Genomic DNA, 25,303 nt, shown 5'->3' with positions numbered 1-25,303 from the left:
GTACGCAGCAAGCAGTGCATGGGCGCCTTCTTCCGAAGCCCGAACCCTCGATCCCCGCTATTTACTTGCATACCTAATTATATTTACTGTAATTATTAGTTCAACAAGTTAAATTCTCCTATTTTGAGGATAAAATAGCCGGCGTATAGAGGACCGACCAGGCAGCACGCGCCCGCCCACGTGCGTACAAATTCAACCCCACGAGAGATGATTCTTGACGAAGGATCGTCTCTTGTGGTTATGTATACTCTGTATAACAATGCACACAGTCTCTCCTGCCGCCATACGCTCACAAGAAGGACATCCATGGCAAACGAGCACAATCAACTCATCGGCTTCAAAGTGTACGACGCCCAACGCTCCATCTATAAGTCCCTGGAAACGGCGCTCGCTCCACTTGGCATCACGCCCGGACAGTTCAACCTGCTCAACCAGCTCGACCGAGCTGGCGAGCTTTCCCAGAAAGCACTTGCCGAGCGAACCCGCAAAGAACAGGCAACCATCACGCGCTACCTCGACCTGCTCGAACGCAAGGGTCTTGTTGTTCGCACGCGCGACAAAAACGACCGACGCGCTCATGCGGTCAGCATCACCGACGAAGCGCGCGCGCTGCTGAAAGCAGCCGAGCCAATCACGTTCGACCGAGCAAAGCGCCTGGTCGAAGGCGTTGACCAGGAAGATCTCGACACCTTCGTTGCCGTATTGGCCAAGCTCAAGGAAAACGCCGAATCCATTTCCGGCAAGTAGCGGCAACCCGAAGAAACGGGGGCGGCAATCGCTTTACGGCTTGCGGCCGAAGGCGATCGCCGCCCCCGTTTCTTCGGGTTGCCGATTGTCGGTTTTTCGCGGGTTCGATTGCACCGGCTGGACCCTATTCCTATACTGGACTATATTTTCAACCCACCTTTTCAAGGACGCGCACATGAACCAGTATCAAAACGCCCCGCGCGGCTTTCACGTTGAACACCGCCGCACCAACCCCCTTAAAGTCATCGGCATCATGCTGGCCTGCGCTTTGGCCTTGCTGTTAGCGGTATACGTCAGCGTTGCCTTGTACTTTTCTGGACGCTTCATGCCAAACACGACGGCAGGAGGCATGAGCCTGTCTCTCATGTCCTCGTCAGAGGCCGAGCAATCCCTAAAAAACAAGCTGGACGACTATACGCTTTCCGTAAGCGGACAAGGCCTCGACCTCAAGTTGACCGCATCCGAAGCTGGCCTGGCCGTCAACACGTCGGCCGTCATAGACGACATGCTGTCGGACGTGAATCCCTGGCTCTGGCCGTTTCAGATTGGAGCGCAGCACGACGAGTCCGCCAAACTGGTAGCGGGGTCCAGCGGCACCGCCCTTGAAGATGCCGTGAAAGCCGCCGTCGAACAGGTCAATGCAAACGCCACGCCGCCGAAAAACGCGACGCTCGCGTTCGACAAGGCAACGAAAACCTTCAATATCGAACCGGAATCGGTGGGTACGGCCCTCGATGCAGATGCCGTGGTCAAAGTGGCGGAAGATGCGCTTTCCGCGCTCAATCGCCGCGCCGCCATCACGACGGACCAGCTGCAGCAGCCAACCATCCTGAAAACCGACGAGCGCCTGAAGTCGGCCATCGAAACCGCCAACGTAATGATCGCCGCGAACATCCCCCTGACCATGGACGACTATCCCCTTGCAACAGTCGACGCCGACCTGGTTGCTCAGTGGATCACCGTGAACGACGAGGCCCAAGCCACACTGGACGAAACCGCCCTTGGCAGCTGGGTTGATCAACTGGTTCAAGCAAACAACACCGTTGGCAGCGCGCGCACGTACACGCGTGCCGACGGAAAGCAGATCACCGTGAAAGGCGGCGTATACGGTTGGGAAATCGACCGAGACGCATTGCTCGCAGCCGTGAAGGAAGGCGTTTCCACCGGAAGCACGCAGGAGATCGCCGTACCTACGGTCACGCACGGAGAAACATTCAAGGGCCCCGGTGTGCAGGACTGGGGCAAACGATACTTGGACATCGACCTGTCCGAGCAGCATGCGCGCTTCTACGATGAGTCGGGTGCTCTTGTTTGGGAGTCCGATATCATCACGGGCATTCCCGACGGGACGCACGACACCCCCGACGGCGTGTACTGGATGAACCGCAAGGAAAGCCCGTCTACGCTGAAGGGCTACGACGGCGACACCCAGATTTATGAAACCCCTGTTCAGTACTGGATGCCATTCGTAGGAGGCGCTATCGGCCTGCATGATGCGGAATGGCAGACGAGCGGCTTCGGCGGCACGAAATACGCCGACGGCCTGGGAAGCCACGGATGCGTCAACCTGCCTCCCGACAAGGCGGGGGAACTGTACGCGATAGTCCAGGGCGGCGACGTCGTAGTAAGCCACTGGTAGGAACCCGCGTTGTCGGCGCGGCGGATCGTCGCCGCGCCGCGCGCGTCCAGGGCCGCCCGCCCAACCCATGGCCGCAGACGCATGCCTCACTCGAGGCCGCAGGGCGCGCCATCCCCACTCGGCGGTCGTCGCGACCCGCCGCTCCCGCCGCTCTGTCAAAACAAGCGAGTTTTGCGGCGATTTTCCGCCTTCGAAGACACCTTTCCCCAAGCGCGTTTTACATCGCACCAGGTCACAGAACTGCAAGGAGCATTTATCCTTGCTTGAGGACCAGCAAAACTCGTCCGTTTTGACAGAACGGCGGGATTGCCTGGACGTCACCCGGGTGCACGCGCCTGCAATCAGCGCTTCCCGCGCGGTCGGGAAATCACCCACCGCGAAAGAACTTCGGAGGAAGATGCCCTGCCCCGCTGCGGGGGATGCTGCTGAACTGGTGTTTTAGGGGAAGTTCGAAAAGCTGCCGCCAACACGAGATGCGTTGATTCAAAGGCTCCGACCAACCGCACAGCGCAAATTTTCAGGTCGCAAGCCTTTCTTTTCGTTCACAACCAAACTGTTACCTGCTACAATGTGCCCACAATTTCATAGCGTACCCCGTTGATACGTCCTGAATCTTACGAGACAGGACGCGGAAGGGGCCTCTGGAGAATCCCGGCTATCGGGTGCCGAAGGGGCAAGGCGGAATGCATACGCGAACGTGGACGCGGTCCACGCGCGGCACCGTTGAAACTCTCAGGCAAAAGGACAGAGCTAAGCTACGAGTTCGTCGCGTTAGGCGGCGCTCGCTTTCCTTGGTTTCCCCTTGCATATCCTCCTGTTCGGCCTTGTTCCGCGTTGTTGCGAGGCTACAGAAGTTGCACGTACGTACATGCATAAAGGAGGAAACTGGTGGAAGGGTTTTTCAGCACGATCAACGATATGTTGGTCGCCATCGATGACTTCATCTGGGGCGTTCCCCTCATGGTGCTCATCTTGTTCGGAGGCATTCTGCTGACGGTGCGCCTGCGCGGCGTCCAGTTCAGCCAGCTGCCCCGCGCGCTGCGCTACATGGTGAAGAACGAAAAAGACGGCACCGGCGAAGTGACCAGCTTCGGCGCATTGTGCACCGCGCTTTCGGCCACCATCGGCACGGGCAACATCGTGGGCGTGGCCACGGCTATCGTAGCCGGCGGCCCGGGTGCGATGTTCTGGATGTGGCTTGCAGCGCTGTTCGGCATGGCGACGAAATACTCGGAGGGCCTGCTTGCCGTCAAGTACCGCAGCGTCGACAAGAAGACGGGGCACGTGCTGGGCGGTCCGTTCTACTACATCGAGCGCGGCATGGGGCGCAACTGGCGCTGGCTCGCCAAGATGTTCGCGTTCTTCGGCATGTGCGTTGGTTTGTTCGGCATCGGCACGTTCACGCAGGTGAACTCGATTTCGACGGCCATCACCGGCTTCTTTGATCCCAATAAGTCCATGACGGTCAGCATCCTGGGCATGGACTACTCCATCTTCACCGTTATCGGCTCGCTCGTGCTGGCCGTGCTGGTGGGCCTGGTGGTCATCGGCGGCCTCAAGCGCATCGCGAAGGTTTCCGAGCGCGTTATTCCCGCCATGGTGGTGCTGTACGTAGGCTTCTCGCTGCTGCTGATCTTCACGAACCTCGACAAGGTTCCCGGCGCGTTCGTGACCATCTTCGAAAGCGCGTTCGGTCTGCAGGCAGCTGCCGGCGGTGCGTTGGGTGCCATCATCATCGCTATGCAGAAGGGTATCGCACGCGGCATCTTCTCGAACGAGGCCGGCCTGGGCTCCGCTCCGATCGCCGCAGCGGCCGCTCAGACGAAAGAGCCGGTACGTCAGGGCCTCGTATCCATGACCGGCACGTTCCTGGACACCATCGTCGTGTGCTCCATGACGGGCCTTGCCCTGGTCATGACGGGCGCCTACCAGATCCCCGGCCTTGAGGGAGCCGCCGTTACCACGGCAGCGTTCCAGGCCGGCCTGCCGTTCATTCCGGGCGAGATCGTGTCGTTCGTGCTGATGGCGTGTCTGGTTCTGTTCGGCTTCACCACTATTCTCGGTTGGGACTACTACGGTGAGCGTTGCCTGGAGTACTTCAGCAACGGCAACATGAAATCCGTGAAGGTGTACCGCTGGCTCTACATCGCCGCCGTGTTCATCGGCCCGTACATGACGGTTGCCGCCGTGTGGACCATCGCCGACATCTTCAACGGCTTGATGGCCCTGCCGAACATGATCGCCCTTATCGCCCTGTCCGGCGTGGTGGCGAAGGAGACGAAGGATTACTTCGCGCGCCTGAAAGCCGCGGGTGACGAAGACGGCATGGAACCTCACTTGATCGGCGACAACTGGGACATCCCGCCCCTGGACGCATTGACCGATCGTCTGGGATCGAAGAACTAGCTCGCTAAAACTCTCCGCACTTCCGCGAAAGGCCCGCTCACGTTGCGGGCCTTTCGCATAGGACGCCGGCCCAGCGGGGCGGGGCGCCAGTTCGCACTCCGCGATGGCGGCGCCTCGCAGCGCCGACGCCGCCATCGCCCGCCAGGCCCACACCCCCGCCGACTAGCGCCTGGCCGGCTTTTCAGGGCTGTCAAGCAAACCGAACAATTCGGCTTTGCTGTGAATGCCCAGCTTCCGGTAAATATGGTTGATATGGGCTTTCACCGTGCCCTGGGACACGTACAGCGCCTCTTCGATCTCCGCGACCGTGGCGCGTTGGGCCAAAAGCTGCAGCACTTCTTCTTCGCGAGGACTCAAGCTGTACACGCGAGAAAGGTCCGACACGCGCATAGCCGTGCGACCTTCGGCGGGGCCGCTTTCCATCTGGTCGTCGTTCAGGGCGACGCCCCATTTCGCCGAAAGCCCACGCTCGGTGAAGAAGATCACCAAAAACGCGACCACGACGGCCACCACGATCCCGTTGTACACCATGCTCGTATCGGCGCTGCCCAGATACGCCGAAGCGCCCGCAAACGTCAGCCACCCCAAAAGCTCGACAAGGTAGCGAATGCCGCGCTCGATGCCGTTGATCCACACCGCGTTCACGCCGAAGCGGTACGTGATGTTGCTCATGACGATCATGATGTACATGGACAGCATCGTGTATCCAGCGTCGTAACACAGCGCCATAATTTGAGCGCTACCGGCAAACGAGGGCATAACAAACAAAAACCCTACGATGAACAGCGGAAATGCCAATTGGTAAATGGTGTCGAAGTTGAACCAGCGCGAGGCGGACAGCACGCCGAAGAACACGAGCCCCGTCACGAACAGCGCACCCACGACGTTGCCGGGGACCAGCGGCTGCATGGGCAGCGCACCGAATGCCGCTGCGAACGTGCAGGTGGCCATAAGGAAGATGGGCTTCCAGGGGATGGTTTTCACATCGCCTTCGCGCACGGCGCGCGGAAGATCGCGATCGGGCAGCCGCCGCATGCTCGAACGGACGCACGCCAAGCAGATCGGCGGCAAGATCACGGCGAAAAACGCCAGGTACGGAACGGACATCCCCAGAAACAGCCACTTCACCACCTCGCCCACGAAGATGGCGATAGCATGGTACAACGCCACGCGAAGCGGATTGAGCGACCCGTAGAATTCCGCCCACATAAGAATCAGGGATCCCAAACCGCCACCGGCAAGCAGCAATCCGGCCACCTTCAAAGGTTCGAACGGAACGAAGAAGCAAGCGATCACGACAAGAGCCGAGCCGCCCGTCATGCTGGCGCCCGTTGCAATCACGGCGGGCTTGTTCGCCCAGAGGGGCGCCACGCGCCGAGCAGCGAAAGCAAGCACCAACGACACCACGCCAATAGCGGCTTCGAACAAAAAGTAGTCGAACACGGTAATGGTGGGAAACGCCTCGTAGCGGAAAAGCGTCGCAATCCACGCGCGGTACAGGCCAACCCCGAAGAACACGAACGGGATGATCGCCACGCGCCCGAATATGGCTTTCCACCGCTGGGCGAACCCCTGCTTCTCCACGCTTTCCACGGTTTCCTCCCCAAACAAGTGGAACGGCGGTGCGATGCAGCACCAACCGGTGAAACGTCCAAGGGCTTCGGCGCCCCTGCGCCCGGGCGGCGAAGCAGTGCAGCTTCAACTCCCTAGCCGCGGTTCATCATAGCCAAAAGAACCTGATGGCGAAAGAGGGTTATAGCAAGGGTTACGCATTTAACCTACGCGGACAATTGCGCGACGCGGCTCATCGCGGCATTTTGGAGAGGCATTGCGGCACGGTTGCGAACGTTCGCCAAGCTGAGGCGGGCGTGTGCGGCCAACGCTCGGCAACATCCGACGGACCCGCATGCAAAAGGAGCAACCCGCGAAGCAGCGGGACGGGATTTGTAGGGAGGACTATACACATGGAACGATTCTCGCGTAGGCAGTTCATTGCAGGCGGCGCCGTAGCGGCGCTCGGCGGCACTTTGGCACTCGCCGGGTGCGCGCCCAGCGGCACGGCAGGCTCCAAGAACGCATCAGCCGGCGACGGCGCAACCAGCACGGCAATCGGGTCGGGCATGGGCAAGCATGGCGAGTTCAATGTAGAGGTGTCGGTAACCGACGGAGCCATCGACCGCATCACCGTGCTCGATTCGCGCGAAACGCCGGGCATGGGCGACGTCGCCATGCAGAAACTCACCAAGCTGATCATCGACAATCAGACGCTCAACGTTGACGCCGTGTCAGGAGCCACGCTGTCCAGCATGGCGTTCACCGGCGCCGTGGCAAGCGCCCTGGACGACCTGGGGCAGAAGTCGAGCGAATGGCAGAAGCGCGACAAGGCCGAATACGCGAACGAGACGACGCTGCCCGAATCCACCGACGTGGTGGTCATCGGGGCCGGCGGCGCAGGATTCGCAGCGGCTATTTCCGCAGCGAACGCCGGCAAGAAGGTCGTCTTGATGGAAAAAATGGGCGTACTGGGCGGCGACACCGCGCTTTCCGGCGGCGAGATGGCCGTTCCGGGCAACTGGATCCAGGTGAAGGAGGGCATCGCCGACAGCCCCGAAGCCCTGGCGAAGGACATGCTTGAAGGCGGCGACAACGCGGGCGATCCGGCGTTGGTGCAGGTGATCGCCGACGGCGCGCTGGAAAGCTCGCAATGGCTCACCTTCGAAGGCGGCGTGTCGTGGAAGCACGACCTCATGCAGTTCGGCGGGCACAACACGAAGCGCTCCATCATCCCCATCACGCACTCGGGGTCCGAGATGACCACCAAGCTGACCAAGCGCGTGAACGAGATCGACAACATTACGCTGGTCGACTGCACGCGCGCCGTTGAGCTGGTGAAAAACGGCGATGCCATCAGCGGCGTCAAGGTACAGAACACCGTGACCGGCGAAGAGAGCACGGTTGCCTGCAAAGCCGTGGTCATGGCAAGCGGCGGATTCGGCTCCAACATCGAGATGCGCGTGAAGTACAACCCGGCCATGGACGACAAGATCCTGTCCACCGACTCCGTAGGCGTAACGGGCGACGGCATCACCATGGGCGAGGCAGCCGGAGCAAACCTGATCGACATGGAGTACATCCAGACGTATCCCGTATGCGACCCCTCGACCGGCGCGCTGCTGTACGTCGGCGACGTGCGTCTGGAATACCAGGCGATCATGGTGAACAAGGAAGGCGATCGCTTCGTGGAAGAACTCGACCGCCGCGACGTCATCTCCAACGCCATCACGAAGCAAAGCGACGGCAAGGGCTACCTGCTGTTCAACCAGAAGGGCGCCGACGAAACAGGACTGCTGGTCACGCACGCCGACGAGTACGAGAACATTCTGGCTCGCAAGGTCATCGCAAAGGGCGACACGCTCGACGACGTGTGCAGCCAGATGGGCGTTGACGCTGCCGAACTGCAGAAGACCATCGACACCTGGAACCAGTACTGCAAGGACGGCAAGGATCCCGAGTTCAACTACCGCGGCACGATGAACCCCATCGAAGAGGGGCCGTACTACCTGATGGCCTGCAAGCCCGCGGTCCATTACACGATGGGCGGCCTGCACATCAACACCGACGCGCAGGTGCTCGACCAGACGGGCGCGCCCATTCCGGGCTTCTATGCAGCCGGCGAAGTGGCAGGTCACAAGATGGGCACGAACCGCCTGGGTTCCTGCTCGATGACCGACATCTACACGTTCGGACGCATTGCCGGAACGAACGCAGCTGCCTACTCGGCATAGCGCCGTCGGTCCATCCGGCTCGGCCGCAGCGCTCCCGCAGCGGCCGAGCATATTCCCTCCCTTGGTTCGGGCCCGCAGCACGCGGGCCCGAACTGGTACAATGAGCGGCATACCACAGACGTCCGCGCTCGAAACGCAAGAAGGGGATTGCATGGACCAGCATCTGATATTCGCAATCAGCAGAGAATACGGCAGCGGAGGGCGCGAGATAGGCGAGCACCTTGCAAACGAGTTGGGCATCGCCTACTACGACAAGTTGCTGCTCAAGCGCATAGCCGAGGAAAGCGGCCTCGACGGGGACGTTATCGCGGACTTCGACGAAAAGCCCCTGCGACCGCTGCTGCTCAACCCGAACAACTTTTTTTGCGGGACGGACATCGAGCACCCCGTCGCGGCGCGCATCTACAAAGCGGAAGTGGGCATTCTCAAATCCATAGCGGACGAGGGACCGTGCGTCATCGTAGGCCGCTGCGCCGATTACGTGCTTTCAAAGCACCCGGGCTTGGTCAGCCTGTTCGTCAGCGCCCCGATGGACGCCCGCGTCAAGCGCGTCATGCGCCGCAACAACCTGTCGGAACAAGAAGCTCGTGCGCGCATCGCCAAAGTAGACAAAGCGCGCGCCAGCTACTACCGCTACTTCACGGACGAGCAATGGGGGCAAGCCTCCAATTACGACTTGTGCCTCAACTCCGGACAGCTTGATGCGCAAGGAGCCGTTTCGGTGATTCGCGCGTTCGTCGAAGCGCAACAGCCCCGATAGACCAGGGAACTCCAGCAGGGACGGAGCCAGCAAGTTGCGCGCTCCGTCCCTGTTTCGCACTTAGCCGAGACGCACGCCGTTCGGCACGTCGCGTTCAGGGACGGCGAGAACCGGCAGGATGCCGTCTTCGTATCCGATATCGTAGATCATGCCCTCGGACACTTCGCCCGCCATCTTTCGCGGAGCAAGGTTTACCACGAACAGAGCCTGCTTGCCCTCGATCTCGGCCTTCGGATCTTCTCGCTCCTCTTTCATGCCCGAAAGAATGGTGCGCGTAAAGCCACCGAAATCCACCGTCATCTTTATAAGCTTGCTCGACTTCTCCACGTCTTCAACCAGCACGATATGCCCGACGCGAATATCCAGCTTATCCAAGTCGTCAATCGTGATCAGCGGTTTCACGGGAGCGGTTTCTATCGTTTCGACCATGGAGCCTCCTTCGCTACGCTTGCGCCTGCTTGATCGCGTCGGCAACCTTGCGGGCCGCCGCGGTAATGGTCAAATCGTTCACGTCGACCGTGATCTCGGCGTACTGCTCGTACAGCGGCTTGCGCTCGTCGAACAGCTCGCGCAGGCTCATGCCGATGCCGCCCTTGAGAACCACGCCGCGCTCCTGCAAATCGTGCAAGCGGTTCACCAGTTCGTCGTAGGATATCTGCAAGTACACAACCGTACCGATTTCGGTCAGGTGCTGCATGGCCTCATCCGAGTAAACCGCGGAACCGCCCGTGGAGATAATGCTCTTGGACGCTTCGATATCGCGCAGGATCTCGTTTTCAACCTCGATAAACCCTTCGGGCCCGCATGCATCGATAAGCTTCTGAAGCGTTTTATCGCACTGGTTCTGGATGACCAGGTCTGCGTCTATAAAGTGATAGTTCATGATCTTAGCCAACACAATGCCCAGCGTCGACTTGCCCGCACCGGGCATGCCGATCAGAACGATATTGTCTTTTTCCGCCATACTGGCTCCTCCCTAGCTGACAACTTCATCCGCATTGTAGCACGGCCTTTCTAGCGCGCACCGCCGCCTCCGCCGAAGCCGCCGCCTCCGCCGCCCGAGAACCCTCCACCGAATCCGCCGCCGCTTGAGAAGTCCCCGCTTGCAGCGGACAGGGCGGCCTGAGCCGACGACAAGGTGTTAGCCATGGACGATTGGAACAGATCGCCCACCGCAGGCATGGCAACGCCGGTCGACGTATGCCCGCCCGTGTACCAGAACCACCACGGCATGTAGGACACGCCCAAGGACCCGTCGTACTCGAACAATTGAGGCATGGTGGTTTGCAGCTGCTTGATAGCCTGGTCGGCAACGCCGAACAAGTACGCATACACCATGAACTCGCCCCACACTTTAACGTCGGTGGGCGGGCGCTCGTCAAGCGACGAGAAATCGCGCAACCAGTTGCGCAGCGCTTTGCAACGCGCGATCAGGTTGTTTCCGCGCACGCTTCGGCGCGGCATGTAGTTGGCGATAATGCCCAAGGCAATAGCCACGGGAAGCATGAAGATGAGAGGTATGAAGTTCTCCATCATCAACCAAATCGCCACGCCGCCAACGGCCATCACTACGGCAAGAGCAATCAAATACCCCTGATAGCGCTTGCCCGTTGCTTCGAAGAAATCCTGGCTGTTCGTTGCGGCGGACAACGTTCCCTGCCACGACTGCATGGCGTCAAGCAATTCTTGAGGATGGTCTTTGCCGTACGTTTCGATCGTGCCGAACCACAGCGAGTCGCGGCCTTCGGCAACCCGGCCGAACAGAAGGTCGAGCGCCGCACGGTCGATAGGATCGGCCACCGCGTCGGCGGCGGGCAGCTTGGTTATATAGTAGTCGCCCTTCGTTTTGGACGATCCGAACAAACCCGGCTCGTCATAACTGCCGGCATCGATGCGCACGGCACCGATATGAGCCAGATGCATGAGCGTAGCCGAGAAATCATCCTGGCTTTCGCGATCCCAACGCCACAGGCGACCGATCACCGCAGGGTGCACGGCAGAATCGGGAACGTCGCGCCAATACTCGTCCTTGAAGTCAGGTTCATGCTCGCGACCGTACCGACGATACGACCACAAGCCCCAAAGCAGCAGCAAAACGCTTATCACACCGCAGCCCACGATGAATGCAAGCGACATGGTGCGCTGAACGTTCGCTTGGTCAGACCACGACTGCTCTTCTTTCAACACCGTATCAAGACGCATGGCCCCACCGTGCGCAGCGGCATCTTTTGCTGAAAGGTTCGTGAGCCATTTCACGGGAAACACAACGCGCGCTTCGGCAAACTGCCCGGCCGACACATGGGGGACCTTGTACGTAACGGATCCATCCGCATTGACCGACACCGATCCGTCAAGCGGGCCGTGGCCCCAAGCGCGCACGTTATCGCCCGCTTTCACCTCGGTTCCCTGAGGCACCGGCAGCGCAAGGGTCATCGTCACGTTATCGGACGCTTCGGCCCATTGGGACCCTATGTACTTCCAGTACACCTCTCCCACGTCTCCATAGGCTTGCGCGCCGTTGACCACCGTGTAGTCAAGCTCTATCATCGCCTGCGTATCGGATTGGTTGAAGAACGCGTACACGGTGTTCTTCGGCTCGTCGAACGAGTACGCATCCGTGCCAGGTCCGCCCGATTCGCGCCAGCCCAGCACGAACGGCACGTCTTTGAGCGTTGTCCATTCGCCCGAAATGGATCCGTCGGCGCCAAGCTGGCCCATGCGCATGCCGTTGATCTTGATGGACGCGTTCGACGGAAGACCGCTGCCGAGCTCCCACCATACAGCCGTGAAATCGCCGCTGAAGTCGAATGCGCGCTGCTCCACCACATGCAAGGACCCATCGGTTTCAACTTGCGCCTGAATATCAACCTTAGGCATGGTGTACGACTTCGCGTCGGCATAGGCCGGCGAGCACGCCAGAACGCCCACGGCTAAGGCGATCAGGCAGGCGAATGCAAGCGCGAATCGCCTGCGCTGCATAGCGAAGGAAATGTGGAGTTGCGTACCGCTCATGTTTTGCACAATCATGCTCCTTGCAACTTGGAGGTGGTCACGGTATCATAGCAAACCGCACCTATTATATTGTGGAGAGCTGACCGAGAGGCCGAAGGTGCTCGCCTGCTAAGCGAGTACACCCCAAAAGGGTGTCTGGGGTTCGAATCCCCAGCTCTCCGCCACCAACTTCAAAAGCCCGACAGTTTTTCAACTGCCGGGCTTCATTATATCGTCCAACCGGTTTCCCTACGGCAACGGATAGGTACCAGTGCACCGCTCCTCAGGTGCAAACCGGCCGCACGATGCTTGGCCCAAGCGAAGCCGAGCGGCAAGCAACGCAGTATACGCCGAACGCTTACGCCAAATGGCTTTTCTTGAGAATATCGCCGATGTAAGTGTTCTCGGTCTTTTTGACGAACGAATCGACAATTCGCTGCTCCACAAAGGGAAGATCCATGTCGACAAGCTTCTTGCGATCCGACAGATAGTACAGAGAGCTCGCAAGGGCGCGCACATCGTACGCAGACGCGAACGTCTCAGGCACGCCGCGCTCCACGTCGAGCAATTGGTACACCGCCTCCATGGCGGTGCGCACAGAATACTCGGTCGTGAAAACCGTGTCGCGCTCGGTTTCAGCGAAATTGCCGATGAACGCAAGGTTCTTCGAGCCCTGGGGAACCACCAAAGGACGATCCCCCGGCTTGCGCAGCATGAAGTAGGACGTGATGAACGGCATGTACACGGGCATCACCGTGCAATCATCATGCGCCATAGCCTCGATTTGAGATTCAGGAACGCCCAAATGGTACAATAGCTCTTGCGCGATCTCCTGGCCGCTGCACGCCTCGATGGGTTTCTTGACGTAGTTGCCGGAAACGCCCGATAGCAGGCCGTAGATCCACATGACCGTCTGGTCGGGACGCTGTTCCTTGAAATGAGGCTGACGATGTATCGTGAAGCTCATAAGCCAGTTGGAGTCCTTCACGGTAACGATGCCGCCGGTCACAACCTTTCCGGTCCTGAGGCCCCGGTTCGTCAATCGCTCTATATACGGGTCGATCTTGCTGTTCTGCCAGGTAGCCGTTGCGGAAACGAACCAGCTTTCCTTGGGCAGGTTCTCGCAGAACACGTCAGGGTTGCCGAACTCGGGCGATTGCTCGGCCAACCGCTTCCACAACGTCCAGCTGCCGCCCAGCTCATGGGTGACGGGAGCCGGATCGAAATGGCTGCCTTGCGTGGAGCTTTCTGTTATGGATCCGTTCGTGATCAGCACCAGATCGTTTTCCGTCAGCCCTATGCGATCGATGCGACCGCTGCGGTCCACCACCAGCTCGCGGGCGACCTTCGCGTCGTCGGAAACGTCAACGCGAACATCAACGACCCGCGCATAGCACTCAAACTGGACGCCGTTCTCCTTCAAGTACGAAACCAGGGGCTTGACCAGCGATTCGTATTGATTGAAGCGCGTGAACTTAAGCGCGGTGAAATCAGGAAGCCCTTTGACGTGGTGAATGAAGCGCATGATGTAGCGGCGCATTTCTATAGCGGAATGCCAACGCTCGAACGCGAACATCGAGCACCAGTACAGCCAGAAGTTCGATTTGAAGAACTCCTCGGTGAAAACGTCTTCTATGCGCTTGCCTTCGAGCGATTTCTCGGAAGCCATCCATAGCTCGATCAGCTCTTTTTTCGCCTTCTTGGAAAGCGTGAAGTCGCCATCGTCTTCAACCTGGCACCCGCGATCGTGAATGATGCGGCAGTTGGAGGAGTTCGGATCGTCGTGATCAAGCCAGTAGAATTCATCGAGCACTGACGCATGTTCCACCTCAAGCGATGGAACGGATCGAAACAAATCCCATAAGCACTCGAAGTGGTTCTCCATCTCGCGGCCGCCGCGCGTCACAAATCCGTCAAGCGGCACCGCCTTACCGTCTAAAGATCCTCCCGGAACAGCCGTTTCTTCAAATACATGAATCCGATTGCCCTGCATGTGTCCGTCGCGTAGCAAAAACACCGCAGCTGCCAAACCGGCAAGGCCGCCGCCTACCAAATACGCCGACTTGTCATCGACTCCCTTGGGTTTTCTAGGCCGAGCGAACGCTTCGTAGTTGCCGTTGGTGTACCTCATGCGAACCCTTCCTTTCCCATCGCCAGCGCCGGCAAGCGCCGGAACCATACGTTGCACGAATGCCATCGTATGACTGACCCCGATCGAAACAGGGGCCAGTACGAAAAGGAAGGCGGATCGAAAAAGAGCAGTTACGAATGGGTTGGAAAACAAGCGGACCCGCTGTTGCGCAGGTCCGCTCGAATACCAACGAGTACAGCCGATCAGCCTCGGCGGCCCCTGAAGCGCGAGCCGATCCGTTTCGCCTTCATCGGCTTTTTGCGGTACGCCGGATGATGCTTGAGGAAAACAGCGCGGCATACTTGTGTCACGCCAAGCGCAACCAAAGCGGTAAGTAAAAAGCTAAACGCCAGATCGAACACGCCCACATTGTGCTCGAACCACGCATACAGGCTGAACAATCCAAAGAACGAGGAAAGAACGCCCGTGATAGCCGTGAACAGTTTGATGAGGATTTCCTTCGCACGGGTTGGCGAGTAGCGATACGTGGCAACAAGATAGACCACCAGCGCGACCACCGCCAAAACAACCAACAGCACAGCGATGCGCGATAAGCGGGCGATCATGACGGAACTCCTCTCTCAGAACAGCAAGCGCCTTGCTTGTACGAACTCCTTGATTCCGCATCATACCAGACTCGCAAGAGGCCGCGCGAAGGCTCATCGATTCTAACGGGCGCTCCGTGGCTTCACGTGCGTTTCAAGCAGCCGTACGATCTCGTCTTTTCCGATTGGCTTGACCGCATAGCCGTCCATCCCCGCCTCGGAAGCACGTTTTCTGTCCTCGACGTACGCATTGGCCGTCATGGCAATAATCGGCGGATGCGAACGATGCGCGCAAGAGCTTTCCTCCACGATTGCGCGAGCGGCCTCCAAACCGTCCATGCGCGGCATTTGTATATCCATGAACACCAGGTCATAATAGTTTTCCGGTGCCGACCTCAACGTTTCGACCGCTTCAAGACCGTCCCAAGCGCGATCGACCGAAGCGCCCGTGCTCTTGATGAACTCCTCGGCGATTTCTCCCACGATGTCGTTATCCTCAACAAGCAGAACCCGTACGCGCGCCCAATCAGCCGAACGGCCGCCATCAGGCAGTTCTGCGTCGTCTGGCGCCGTCGAAAGATCTTCGGCGTCCGCCGAGGCCTCCTCCTGCATCTCGAAGGGAAGATCCACCGTGAACTTCGAACCCTTCCCTTGAACGCTCTCCACTTTAATGGACCCGTTCATAACATCGATCAGGTTCTTCACGATAGACATCCCCAAACCCGTTCCCTCCACCGCAAGACGCGATGGGCGCTCCTCCCGCTCGAACGGATCGAACATGCGCTCAACGAAATCCGACGACATCCCTATGCCGTCGTCCTCGATCACAAAGCGAACTACGCAGGTTTTCTGGGCATCCTGCTCGTTCAGGTTCAACTCTTCCGCCACTTCGCCGAACGGCATACGGGCCGCCGAGAACCACACGTGACCGCCCGGCTCCGTGTACTTCACCGCATTGCCCAGCAAGTTGACCAAAATCTGACTTACGCGCATCTCGTCGCCAACCACCATCGTGCGCCCAAGCGAGCAATTGACCGCCTCGAACGAAAGTTGTTTCGTATCGGCCTGCGGGCGAACGATGGAAACCATCATCTCCACCAAATTGCACACGTTGAACGTCGCGCGGGTTAGATCGATTTGCCCGCTTTCTATCTTGCTCATGTCCAGCACGTCGTTGACCAGGTTCAAAAGATGATGCGAGGAGAGTTTTATCTTGCTGATAGATTCCCCCACGCGCTCGCGGTCATCCTCGTGCTCGCTGGCTATGTTCGCCAGCCCGATGATCGCGGTCAAGGGCGTGCGAATGTCGTGGGACACGTTCGACAGGAACCTCGACTTCGCCTCGTTGGCTTCCTGCGCAGCTTCAAGCGCGCAGCTCAGGCTTTCCTGGAGCGCACGTTGTTGATTGTTTTTCCGCATGATCACAATGATGAACAGGATGAGCGCAACGACGAACACGCTCAAGAGAACCGTTGCCGTGTCTATAGCCTCTTTCCGGGCATCGGCTATCTGAGCGTACGTCCTGTCAAACGATTCGGACGCAACGTCGATGATCTCGGTGTTGATCGTTAGCATGTGGTTGATGCGCGGGTCGATATTGTCGGAAAGGAAGCGAGCTACATCATGATCGCTCGCATCGCCCAAGCTCATATCGATGAGCTCTTGCTGTTGAAGACGGAACTCTTCGTAGCGGTTCGAGAGCTCGACGGCAAGTTCAGGAGCGGCGATGAACCGATCGGAAACCTGCTCAAGCTCTTTGATCATCTGCTGGTCGATTTCCTCGAACTCAACCCGAACGCTCTCCACGGTTTCAGGAGTGCGCGCGAAACCCAGGCGATCGTCGAGCGTTCTCATGGACATCAGATACGTCTCAGCCCGACCAGCGGCCAGCGTCACCGCGTAGGGGTGGTCTTTCAACCGCTCGGTTCGCTGGTCTATCTCATTCATGTTTATAGACAGAACAACGTAGAAGCCAACCAAAAACGCAACCAGAATCAACGCGACAACGGCAAAGACGCCCGAGGAATCCAGAAGGCGGTCAAACGTTTTCGATTGTCGATCTTCGCGCTTGCCCATAAACCGCTCCGTCTGACAAACCAGGGAAGGGGAGCAGGACGCATCGAGCCGGGTCGTTGTACCGGACCCCGTCAATCGTCAAAACTCAGCAGCACGATCCCGGTATAGAACAAAAGCCCCTCGTCCCAGACACGAAACGAGGGGCTGCCCTTGCTAGAATTGAACTTGGGGAGCCACTTCCGCGCCCGACGCGGCATCGAAACTCTGACGCTCCTTGAAACCCATCATACCGGCAATAAGCACGGCAGGAAACGTCTGAATAGCGGTGTTGAACTTCATGACCGTGTCGTTATAGCTTTGGCGCATGTAGCTGATCTTGTCTTCCGTGTTGGAAAGCTCTGCTTGCAGCTGTTGAAAGTTCACGTTCGCCTTCAGGTCGGGGTATGCCTCCGCAACGGCGAACAGGCTTTTCAGGGCCCCGGTCAAAATGCCATCAGCCTGCATTTTCCCTTCGGGAGTGCCGGCGTTCATGACGGCTGTGCGAGCCTGCGTGACCTCGTCGAGCGTACCGCGCTCGTGCGAAGCATAACCCTTGACGGTCTCAACAAGATTGGGGATAAGATCCAAACGACGCTGCAGTTGAACGTCGATTTGTGCCCAGGCGTTGTCCACCATGTTGCGCAGCTTGACCAGGTTGTTGTACAACCCGATAACAGCCAAAGCAAGCACAACGACAATGACAAGCACGACGATCCATACGATGTCCATAGCTCTCCTTTGCTAATGCGTACGGCTCATTCTACCATCGCTGGAAACGAGACTATCGTACGCCACTATTCTGTAACCGTTCCCTTACGGTAAGACTCGCCGATCAATCGCCCCAGTCCCGCATCAAGCGGGCCGGGAACCTATCTCACCGGAACGGAAGCCGCACGCGAAGGACCGAAGGTTGTCGAGCGAGCCCACCAACCCCGGCTTCGAGCCTGCGCTGCCACGCGCGTTGCGGCATCGATCGACTTGCACATCGCGAACACGGCGGATCCGCTGCCGGACATGAGCGAGGCATCCACATCCTCATGAGAGCTTGCCCATGTTCGAATATCCGCAAGAGCCGGAAGCATATCCTCGGAGACCGGCACCAAGTTATTGATCAAGGGGACATCCTGCGCACGCGTGGCACGTAATGCAATAGCACGTTGATCGGCTGAAACGAACGAAGGGTTCTTATCAAAGGCGCGATAAGCAGCGGCCGTCGAAACGCCCCCTTCAGGCTTGATCAACACCACCGGCCCGTTCATGGGCGTCAGCTTATGGTCAAGCACATCCCCTACGCCGGTCAAGCACGCGCAGCCGCCGTGCAAGAAAAACGCCACATCGGCACCGAGTGACCGAGCGGTTTCCTCAATCAAAGCATCGTCGGTCGGAACGCCCCATAAGAGCGCCGCGCCCACCAAAGCGGCAGCGGCATCGGAAGACCCGCCCCCAAGACCGGCTTCTGCGGGAATGTGCTTCTCGATACTTACCACAATCGTTTCGTCTTGCTGCCGCCCAAGCGCGGCGGCGAAACGGCGAATAGCCTTGCTCACGATATTGTCTGAAGGGGCAACGTCGAGCGGCGCAAGTCCCTCGCACGAGCGTGAAGCCAGATCAACCGCCAATCCCGCACCCGGCGCCGCCGGGGCGGTTTTCATGCGCAAGACGTCATGCAGCAACAGCGCATGCATGACGGTAGTAACCTCGTGGTATCCGTCCGCGCGCTGTTCGCCTATATCGAGGTACAGGTTCACCTTCGCAGGAGCAACCAGCTTAACGGATCCGAAGGCATTGAACGAGGCGACATCCACCCCCTGAGCGATGCACGCAACCTCGAACATATCAACAACATGCGGGTCGTTTGCACGAGAAGAGGGCCCTTCCGCACCTGGAGAAACGGGCCTGGATTCCGGAAGTTCGGTCGTATTCGTCATAAAGGTTTCGTTCGCCTCTTTCTTTTGCTTGCGAAGAAGTCGCGTAGTATCTGGGCGCATTCGTCGGCAAGGACGCCGGAAGTCGCCTCGAAGGTATGGTTAAGCCGTTCGTCAGCGTTGACGGAGTACAACGTGCCCGTCGCACCAGCTTTCGGATCAGGAGCGCCAAAGACGCACCGATCAACGCGCGCTTGGTGCATCAGCCCAGCGCACATAATGCAGGGTTCGAGCGTCACGTACACCGTGCAACCCGTCAGACGCCATGCATCTAGATACTCAGCAGCCTGCTTCATAGCCAAAAACTCTGCATGTCCAGCTGGGTCTTTCGTCGTTTCCCTCATATTGCAAGCCCGAGAAATAACCACCGGATCAGCCAACGGCTTGCAGGTAGCGGGATCAATAGGCTGGTATACGACAACGGCGCCGATAGGAACTTCGCCCAACTGTTCGGCACGGCGCGCTTCGGCAAGAGCCATACGCATGTAGTCTTCATCGGTCATGTCGCATATTATATGGTATCCTACCAATCGTTCAGGGATTCAACGCGATTTTCGCATGGCCAGAATGCTGGAGCGGCTCAAATATCATTGTTTCACGTGAAACAAGTAAGCCTAAACGCGTTCGCCAAACCAATCGCGCAAAGCCCCAGGACCAAAAATGCGGAGGCGTGGCCGAGTGGTTGAAGGCGGCAGTCTTGAAAACTGTTAACGTTCACGCGTTCGTGGGTTCAAATCCTACCGCCTCCGCCATTGCTATTCTTGCTGATCGCCCAAATCACAACGCAGCTTTTTCCGATGCGGTTCGCTCGATCAGCCGAGCGAACGATACCCGCAAGTCGGGTGCGCTCAAGTACACGTTCGCCGTAGCCCTCGTAGTTCGAACAAGCAGCCCCCGAGCAACCAAATCTTCGAAATCGGTCCGTGCTGTCGAGTACGCGATTCCATGCGCAGCGCGATGTTCCGATATGGCGAATTCCGTCTCGGGTGCAAGAACCGCGCGTTTCAACAGGGTTTTCTGTCGATGATTAAATCCATCCGAAGTCGCAATGCGCGCAAGGATCAAATCGTCTGACTCCTTGAGGTTTGCAAGGGATTCCTCCATAAGCTGAAGCATGTGCAACATGATGGACATAAACGAATCGTAGTACGCCGTCCAATCCGTAGCAGCCCCGTCCGCCACAATCGACTCTCGCAAAGAGTAGCGAGCGCTTCCTGAAAAACTGCTTCCCATGCTCCAATCTTCCAGAATCTTCGTTTTCGGAAGGAAGCGAAACGCAGGAAGCCCTTTTTTAAGCAGATAGAACCGGCTGGCTATGCACCCCATGAGGTTATTGCACGACGGAAGCGGTGAAAGCCTCCAGAAATGGCAGTTCACCAGCATCGACACCATAATGGGATCTTGAACCGGCTCGGTGTTCAAGTCGTTTCCGGTGGCAACGATAATATCCAGCACGCCGTTGTCTCGAGCCGAAACAGCATGCTGATCCAACAAGGACACCGTACCCGGAGCAGGAAGATCCTCATCCGAAAGCCCTTCGGTAAGGTCCTGGTACAAACGCATAATGACCGATTCGTCGAAGGGGAGCTCTTCGTACGCAGGCAAATCCCTCATAATAGAATGAAAGTTCACCGCAAGCCGCTCCGCGAAGGTCATGCATGCACGCTCGCCGAATATTGCCGCACGAACGCTCTCGTAGTCCGTTTCAAACCCATCGTGCTTTAAGTTCGCAACGGCTTCCTCTATGTAATACTGCGTCACAAAGCGACACCCGGCGCGCTCCGATATAAGAAGATCAAGAAACGATCCCCGTTGCGTTTTACGAGCTATCTGGCGTAACGAATACTGCAACGTCGCTGGAACCGTATGCCAGTTCTTACGAACTCCCTCGGGAGTGAATTCGACGATCGGCCCGTAAAACGCCTGGCCACGTCGGATGGCCGTCAACGCTTCCCATATTTCGTCCGCTGTATAACCGTCCGGTACGAACCGGCGATCAAGCTCGCTTTTCAGCATGGGGCGGCGCGCCGTTGCCGAAAGCAGAAGCTGAAACTCCGGACTGCTTAAAAAACCCAAAGACACAGACCCCTCCGCTCCCTCATGCCATGGGAGGGCTGCACCTCCCATGGCATGCAGTAACTTTTACGACCAGGCTTCGAGCGAAGAAAGCTGGGCCGCGGCGATTTCACCGAACGCCAGAGAGGGGCCCAACGTGCCGCCGCCTCCTGCATAAAATGCCCCTCCACAGCCAACCCCCGCACAGTTGCCATGAGCAAATAAACGCTTAACCTCGTTACCGTCCGTATCCAAAACCCGAGCGTTTGCGGCGATTTTCATCCCGCCCATGGTTCCAAGCACAACGGGAACCACTTCAGCCGCCCAGAAAGGACCGGTTTCCAGTGGAGCAAGCGTGCGAGCCGCTCCTTCGTAGTTCGAGTCGCCACCCACGTAGTGCTGTCCATAGTAGTCTTGCCCGCGACCGAAATCGGGATCCGAACCGTTCCGCGCATGGTCGTTGTATTGGGCAAGCTCCTCGGCAAGACCCGCAGCATCGATGCCGCATGCCTGGGCAAGTTCTTCGATGGAGCCGTACTGCTTGAACGCCGCCCCCGGCTGACCGGGCTTTCCGCCGTTCAGCCCATACGTGTCGACCGCAGCTTGGTCGGCTATCGCGAACGCGGGAAGGTTCTGCCAACCGCGAGGCTCAACCCCGTTCTCCAAAGCGCAGAACGACCTGCCTACGGAATCGTAGTTGGAGCATTCGTTCGTGAATCGCTTTCCGTGCTTGTTGACGTAGATCACCCCGCGCTTGCAATCGTCGCGAATAGCCGTTGAAAGCTTGCTCGCTCCCATAGCCCGAGCTTCTTCGTACTCGACCTTGTACCCGGGCGAAAGCCAAGCTTCGTTCATGAAGCTAAGATCGCAGCCCGCCTTCATAGCCATTCGCTGTCCGTCGCCGGTGCCGTCCGGCGTGCCCCAACTATACAACGCGGGGACGCGCAGATAGGTTTTCATCATCGATTCGTTCCAATCGAACCCTCCCGACGACATGACGACCGCCCGTTTGGCGCGAATTTTCATTTCGCTCTTGCCGTCCTTTGCGACCACGCCAAGCACTTCGGTGGAACCATCGTCAGAAACGCGCGTGACAAGCTGGGTTGCCGGAGTTTTCGCCATGATTTCAACGCCTGCTTTTTCCGCGCTCGATACAAGGGCGCCGCCCAGAACTCCGGCGATTGCCTGATCTTTTTCTACCTTGGGGCAGAGAGAGCGCCCTATGGTCCTTCCTCCCGGCAGATCAGAGCGGTAGTCGATACCGGGTGCCCAATACACCCATTCGACGCCTGCTAGGCGCGTCACGTTGTCTAGAGCGATGTTCACATTGTCTACGAAAGCTTCAGCATGATCAGGAAGGTACGTTTCACCCGATCCTGCTGCAAGGTACGCGAGTGCGTCCGCTTTCGAATCCTTGTCACCGTTCTGCTCCATAAGCTTGTTCGCAGGAGCCCAAACCACCGAGGACGAGTACAGGGTAGAGCCACCGGGCTTCGCACCCTTTTCCAGCACGATAACGCTCAGTCCTTCTTCACGTGCTCGAAGCGCAGTGTACAATCCTGTCCCAGCGCCTACGACTACCAAGTCCGCTTCCTTATCCCATGATTCTGCGGACGACGATGACGCCGCGCCTGAACAACCCCCAAGCAAGCTGCTCGCCAACGCGCCGACTGTCACGACGCCGCCAGCGAACAACGCCTCGCGACGAGTAAATCGTTTTGCAGCGTTTGCCTCTACGGTACGTTTCATGCCCTCCATGGCCGATCCTTTCCAAAGCACGACTGTTTCACATGTTCGATTGCGAAGGATCTGCAGATTCCCCTTACCGGTTGCGCCAGTGTACGAAACCGATTCTAAAAGCGTCAAGATGGCAATAATCGTTAGCTTGATATTCTTGTTTTACCTGATCAAATACGTATCATGAAAGGCGATACCACACGGTGGCGATTTTCGCTACGGGGGAAACGGGACTGAGAAAGCGTTTGTTCCAGAACGTATGCTTTCGTATTTTTATTTATAATTTATTTAATAATATTTAAGAGTAGCGGGGTTTAGTATCACGGTAACTCGCGAACTGGCCCTTTATCTGTTTGACGCGAAGTACCTGCACACCTGCACACCTGCACACCTGCACACCTGCACACCTGCACAGAAAAAAGTACCTCGATTGCAACCAATCGCCTTCGTCAATGCCCGATCTTTTAAGATGTTTCACGTGAAACATCTTAACCTCAAGACGTTCAGACACGAACGGCACAGCGCATGAAAACCAATCTATCGCCTATCCTCGTAAAGCAAGTAGCGATACGTTCCAAAAAAGAAAAGCCGATGTTTCACGTGAAACATCGGCTTTTCCTGAGTAGTGCTGCAATCTTTAACGATCCGTCATGGGAACGTAGTCGCGCTTGCCCTTGCGTACAGACTTGTAAGCCGGACGAATAATGCGCTTGCCCGAAACGATTTCCTCGAAACGATGCGCAGCCCATCCCGACATGCGAGCACAAGCGAACAGGGGAGTAAACAGATCTTCAGGAATGCCCATCATCGAATACACGAAGCCTGAGTACATATCGACGTTGGCGCACATATCCTTGCGCGTACCCTTTTCCTTCAAGATAACCTCAGGAGCAAGACGTTCGATATTCTCAAGCAGCTGGAATTCCGCCTCGTATTCCGTTCCTCGAGCAAGCTTCTCCGCAAACTTCTTGCAGATCACGGCACGCGGATCCGACTTCGTGTATACGGCATGGCCCATGCCGTATACCAGCCCCGTCTTATCGTATGCTTCCTTATTGACGATCTTCGCCAGGTAATCTGCAACCTGGCCCTCATCAGACCAATCGGAAACATGGTCTTTGATTTCCTTCTGCATAGCCAAAACCTGATGGTTCGCACCGCCGTGCTTACGGCCTTTCAACGATCCAATTGCGCCCGCATACGTGGAATACGCGTCAGTATCCGCCGAAGTTAAAACGCGCGTCGTAAACGTGGAATTGTTGCCGCCGCCGTGTTCGGCGTGCAGGCACAGCATAATATCGAGCATTCGCGCTTCTTCGGGCGTGAAAGCACGGTCCGGGCGAAGCATAGACAAGATGGTCTCTGCAGTAGATTGCCCCGGCAGGAACCGATGCATAATCATCGATTCGTTGTTGTAACGCGCACGCTTGGCGTAATACGTAAGGACCATAATACGAGGCAGGCGCGATATGAGGGAAATAGCCGTATGAACCTCGTGATGAGCACTGCGATCTTCGGCTTCGGGGTCGTACGCATACAGCAGCAGAATAGTGCGCGCAAGAACGTTCATGATATCGGGGGGAGTGTCGCGCATGATCATCGACGCGGTAAACCCATCGGGAAGCTCGCGCTCAGCATCTAAAACGGAAACGAAACGATCCAGCTGGTCCTGCGTAGGAAGTTCTCCCATTAGAAGAAGGTAAGCAACTTCTTCGTAGTTGAAGCGACGATCAATAGCATCGGTATCAAGCAGGTCGTAGATATCATAGCCGCGATATCGGAGCATGCCGTCATCGGCTATTTTCTCATTATCCGAAATCACGTAGCCATGAACGTTCGCAATATTGGTCAATCCCGCTACGACACCCGTGCCATCAGCATTGCGCAAACCGCGCTTAACGTCGTATAGATCGTAATTATCGACATCAATCGAGTTAATGGTTTTGAAGCTTTCGTACAGCGCGATTTTTTTCTCGTCTCCCATAGCGCATCCTTCCTGCCGCAGCAACGGCTTTTCGATAAAGCGGATACGGCCAATCTGAAACGACGGCCTTGCGTACCTGTAGAGTGGAGAATGAAGTCTTTACCATGATAAAGCGCAACAACCTTCCGCACAACGAGCCAAAGGGAGTTATCGGTGAAAACCATGGTGAAAGAGTATTATACGAGACCTTCGGTATATATAAAAATGCCCGTCCTACGACGGGCATTCAATACTCTTAAAAGAGATGGTGGCTATTTCGCAGCACCGATACGGCAGATCGTGGTGCCGCAGTCCGGGCACTTGCCCTTCGTGATGGGCTTACCGTTCTTCGTCGTGCTCTCAACGGGATCCTTCATGATTTTCTTTGCCTTGCACTTCACGCAATATGCCTCAATAGCCATGGCTGAAAAACACCTCTCTGTCCTGTACTCTCACGAACCGCAAAGCAGCCCGTCTCTTAAATCAAGGTTGTAAACTTGCATCCCAAGATGCGCAATTGCCCATTATAGGTCACCTGGAACATGCTTGAAGAGTATATCCGCA

At 57.5% G+C, this 25,303-nt stretch carries 19 protein-coding genes, 2 tRNA genes and 1 riboswitch; of the genes, 7 read left to right on the top strand and 14 right to left on the bottom strand.

All coding sequences use genetic code 11. The features are described 5' to 3' along the window. Positions 1-306 precede the first annotated feature (306 nt). From ACTQZK_RS04910 to ACTQZK_RS04900, 3 genes are all read left to right on the top strand, one after another. Positions 307-747, top strand: a complete 441-nt coding sequence (locus ACTQZK_RS04910; RefSeq protein WP_114566385.1) for a MarR family winged helix-turn-helix transcriptional regulator — start codon at positions 307-309, stop codon at positions 745-747. Between the two features lie 175 nt (positions 748-922). Then, a complete protein-coding gene (locus ACTQZK_RS04905; protein WP_441898679.1) occupies positions 923-2,386 on the top strand; it encodes a L,D-transpeptidase family protein in 1,464 nt (487 codons plus the stop codon). Positions 2,387-3,017: 631 nt separating this feature from the next. Continuing rightward, positions 3,018-3,144, top strand: a riboswitch (glycine riboswitch). A 130-nt stretch (positions 3,145-3,274) separates the two neighbouring features. After that, positions 3,275-4,792 carry an alanine/glycine:cation symporter family protein gene (locus ACTQZK_RS04900; RefSeq protein ID WP_305072030.1) on the top strand — a complete coding sequence of 506 codons (1,518 nt, stop codon included), beginning with the start codon at positions 3,275-3,277 and terminating at the stop codon, positions 4,790-4,792. Positions 4,793-4,954: 162 nt separating this feature from the next. On the opposite strand, the gene ACTQZK_RS04895 is transcribed toward ACTQZK_RS04900, so the two are convergent. Further along, positions 4,955-6,385, bottom strand: coding sequence for a response regulator transcription factor (locus ACTQZK_RS04895; protein ID WP_441898677.1), 1,431 nt, complete (start codon positions 6,383-6,385; stop codon positions 4,955-4,957). 371 nt (positions 6,386-6,756) lie between these two features. Here ACTQZK_RS04895 and ACTQZK_RS04890 point away from each other — a divergent pair, with 371 nt between their 5' ends. Continuing rightward, on the top strand, positions 6,757-8,577 hold the full coding sequence (locus ACTQZK_RS04890; protein WP_225749683.1) for a flavocytochrome c: 1,821 nt from the start codon (positions 6,757-6,759) through the stop codon (positions 8,575-8,577). A gap of 151 nt (positions 8,578-8,728) precedes the next feature. Continuing rightward, on the top strand, positions 8,729-9,337 hold the full coding sequence (locus tag ACTQZK_RS04885) for an AAA family ATPase (RefSeq protein WP_225749682.1): 609 nt from the start codon (positions 8,729-8,731) through the stop codon (positions 9,335-9,337). Positions 9,338-9,397: 60 nt separating this feature from the next. Here the strand turns inward: ACTQZK_RS04885 and ACTQZK_RS04880 are convergent, their stop codons facing one another. Genes ACTQZK_RS04880 through ACTQZK_RS04870 form a run of 3 tightly spaced genes read right to left on the bottom strand, consistent with a single transcriptional unit; the run spans position 9,398 to position 12,364 of the window. Next, positions 9,398-9,766 (bottom strand): tRNA-binding protein, encoded by a 369-nt coding sequence (locus ACTQZK_RS04880; protein ID WP_225749681.1) that lies wholly within the window; start codon positions 9,764-9,766, stop codon positions 9,398-9,400. Between the two features lie 13 nt (positions 9,767-9,779). Beyond that, positions 9,780-10,301, bottom strand: a complete 522-nt coding sequence (locus tag ACTQZK_RS04875) for a shikimate kinase (RefSeq protein WP_114566377.1) — start codon at positions 10,299-10,301, stop codon at positions 9,780-9,782. 50 nt (positions 10,302-10,351) lie between these two features. Beyond that, positions 10,352-12,364 carry a DUF2207 domain-containing protein gene (locus ACTQZK_RS04870; protein ID WP_441898674.1) on the bottom strand — a complete coding sequence of 671 codons (2,013 nt, stop codon included), beginning with the start codon at positions 12,362-12,364 and terminating at the stop codon, positions 10,352-10,354. Between the two features lie 58 nt (positions 12,365-12,422). Between ACTQZK_RS04870 and ACTQZK_RS04865 the strand changes: the two genes are divergently transcribed. Next, a tRNA-Ser gene (locus ACTQZK_RS04865) sits at positions 12,423-12,513 on the top strand. 173 nt (positions 12,514-12,686) lie between these two features. Here the strand turns inward: ACTQZK_RS04865 and ACTQZK_RS04860 are convergent. From ACTQZK_RS04860 to ACTQZK_RS04835, 6 genes are all read right to left on the bottom strand, one after another. Further along, the gene (locus ACTQZK_RS04860; protein WP_225749679.1) at positions 12,687-14,459 is read right to left on the bottom strand and encodes an oleate hydratase; all 1,773 of its coding nucleotides are present in this window, start codon (positions 14,457-14,459) and stop codon (positions 12,687-12,689) included. A gap of 203 nt (positions 14,460-14,662) precedes the next feature. Continuing rightward, complete coding sequence (locus ACTQZK_RS04855) at positions 14,663-15,025, bottom strand: guanylate cyclase (RefSeq protein WP_114566375.1); 363 nt, start codon at positions 15,023-15,025, stop codon at positions 14,663-14,665. A 102-nt stretch (positions 15,026-15,127) separates the two neighbouring features. Beyond that, complete coding sequence (locus ACTQZK_RS04850; protein WP_225749678.1) at positions 15,128-17,080, bottom strand: hybrid sensor histidine kinase/response regulator; 1,953 nt, start codon at positions 17,078-17,080, stop codon at positions 15,128-15,130. 153 nt (positions 17,081-17,233) lie between these two features. Further along, positions 17,234-17,788, bottom strand: a complete 555-nt coding sequence (locus tag ACTQZK_RS04845; RefSeq protein WP_225749677.1) for a LemA family protein — start codon at positions 17,786-17,788, stop codon at positions 17,234-17,236. 140 nt (positions 17,789-17,928) lie between these two features. Then, the gene (gene ispE / locus ACTQZK_RS04840) at positions 17,929-18,987 is read right to left on the bottom strand and encodes a 4-(cytidine 5'-diphospho)-2-C-methyl-D-erythritol kinase (protein ID WP_441898671.1); all 1,059 of its coding nucleotides are present in this window, start codon (positions 18,985-18,987) and stop codon (positions 17,929-17,931) included. Next, a complete protein-coding gene (locus tag ACTQZK_RS04835) occupies positions 18,984-19,487 on the bottom strand; it encodes a nucleoside deaminase (RefSeq protein WP_225749675.1) in 504 nt (167 codons plus the stop codon). Before ACTQZK_RS04835 ends, ispE begins: the two co-directional genes overlap by 4 nt. Before the next feature lie 161 nt (positions 19,488-19,648). Between ACTQZK_RS04835 and ACTQZK_RS04830 the strand changes: the two genes are divergently transcribed. Then, positions 19,649-19,736: transfer RNA gene (locus ACTQZK_RS04830), tRNA-Ser, on the top strand. Between the two features lie 25 nt (positions 19,737-19,761). Here the strand turns inward: ACTQZK_RS04830 and ACTQZK_RS04825 are convergent. From ACTQZK_RS04825 to ACTQZK_RS04810, 4 genes are all read right to left on the bottom strand, one after another. Next, entirely contained in the window at positions 19,762-21,060 is a 1,299-nt protein-coding gene (locus ACTQZK_RS04825; protein WP_441898668.1) for a hypothetical protein, read from the bottom strand. A 66-nt stretch (positions 21,061-21,126) separates the two neighbouring features. Beyond that, the gene (locus ACTQZK_RS04820; protein WP_428421318.1) at positions 21,127-22,623 is read right to left on the bottom strand and encodes an FAD-dependent oxidoreductase; all 1,497 of its coding nucleotides are present in this window, start codon (positions 22,621-22,623) and stop codon (positions 21,127-21,129) included. A gap of 790 nt (positions 22,624-23,413) precedes the next feature. Continuing rightward, complete coding sequence (locus ACTQZK_RS04815; RefSeq protein WP_114566369.1) at positions 23,414-24,760, bottom strand: citrate/2-methylcitrate synthase; 1,347 nt, start codon at positions 24,758-24,760, stop codon at positions 23,414-23,416. 251 nt (positions 24,761-25,011) lie between these two features. Continuing rightward, on the bottom strand, positions 25,012-25,161 hold the full coding sequence (locus tag ACTQZK_RS04810; protein WP_169999052.1) for a DUF5679 domain-containing protein: 150 nt from the start codon (positions 25,159-25,161) through the stop codon (positions 25,012-25,014). Positions 25,162-25,303 lie beyond the last annotated feature (142 nt).

Source organism: Paraeggerthella sp. LCP19S3_G8, assembly GCF_052119225.1.
Lineage (GTDB): Bacteria > Actinomycetota > Coriobacteriia > Coriobacteriales > Eggerthellaceae > Paraeggerthella > Paraeggerthella hominis.
This window is presented reverse-complemented; position numbering and strand designations above follow the sequence as displayed.

Excerpts from the sequence above, each read along its gene's own strand:
- ACTQZK_RS04890 (WP_225749683.1), top strand. The coding sequence starts at position 6,757 with ATGGAACGATTCTCGCGTAGGCAGTTCATTGCAGGCGGCGCCGTAGCG.
- ACTQZK_RS04850 (WP_225749678.1), bottom strand. The coding sequence starts at position 17,080 with ATGGGCAAGCGCGAAGATCGACAATCGAAAACGTTTGACCGCCTTCTG.
- ACTQZK_RS04860 (WP_225749679.1), bottom strand. The coding sequence starts at position 14,459 with ATGAGGTACACCAACGGCAACTACGAAGCGTTCGCTCGGCCTAGAAAA.
- ACTQZK_RS04810 (WP_169999052.1), bottom strand. The coding sequence starts at position 25,161 with ATGGCTATTGAGGCATATTGCGTGAAGTGCAAGGCAAAGAAAATCATG.
- ACTQZK_RS04885 (WP_225749682.1), top strand. The coding sequence starts at position 8,729 with ATGGACCAGCATCTGATATTCGCAATCAGCAGAGAATACGGCAGCGGA.
- ACTQZK_RS04855 (WP_114566375.1), bottom strand. The coding sequence starts at position 15,025 with ATGATCGCCCGCTTATCGCGCATCGCTGTGCTGTTGGTTGTTTTGGCG.
- ACTQZK_RS04870 (WP_441898674.1), bottom strand. The coding sequence starts at position 12,364 with ATGATTGTGCAAAACATGAGCGGTACGCAACTCCACATTTCCTTCGCT.
- ACTQZK_RS04905 (WP_441898679.1), top strand. The coding sequence starts at position 923 with ATGAACCAGTATCAAAACGCCCCGCGCGGCTTTCACGTTGAACACCGC.
- ispE (WP_441898671.1), bottom strand. The coding sequence starts at position 18,987 with ATGACGAATACGACCGAACTTCCGGAATCCAGGCCCGTTTCTCCAGGT.
- ACTQZK_RS04875 (WP_114566377.1), bottom strand. The coding sequence starts at position 10,301 with ATGGCGGAAAAAGACAATATCGTTCTGATCGGCATGCCCGGTGCGGGC.
- ACTQZK_RS04845 (WP_225749677.1), bottom strand. The coding sequence starts at position 17,788 with ATGGACATCGTATGGATCGTCGTGCTTGTCATTGTCGTTGTGCTTGCT.
- ACTQZK_RS04880 (WP_225749681.1), bottom strand. The coding sequence starts at position 9,766 with ATGGTCGAAACGATAGAAACCGCTCCCGTGAAACCGCTGATCACGATT.
- ACTQZK_RS04815 (WP_114566369.1), bottom strand. The coding sequence starts at position 24,760 with ATGGGAGACGAGAAAAAAATCGCGCTGTACGAAAGCTTCAAAACCATT.
- ACTQZK_RS04835 (WP_225749675.1), bottom strand. The coding sequence starts at position 19,487 with ATGACCGATGAAGACTACATGCGTATGGCTCTTGCCGAAGCGCGCCGT.
- ACTQZK_RS04910 (WP_114566385.1), top strand. The coding sequence starts at position 307 with ATGGCAAACGAGCACAATCAACTCATCGGCTTCAAAGTGTACGACGCC.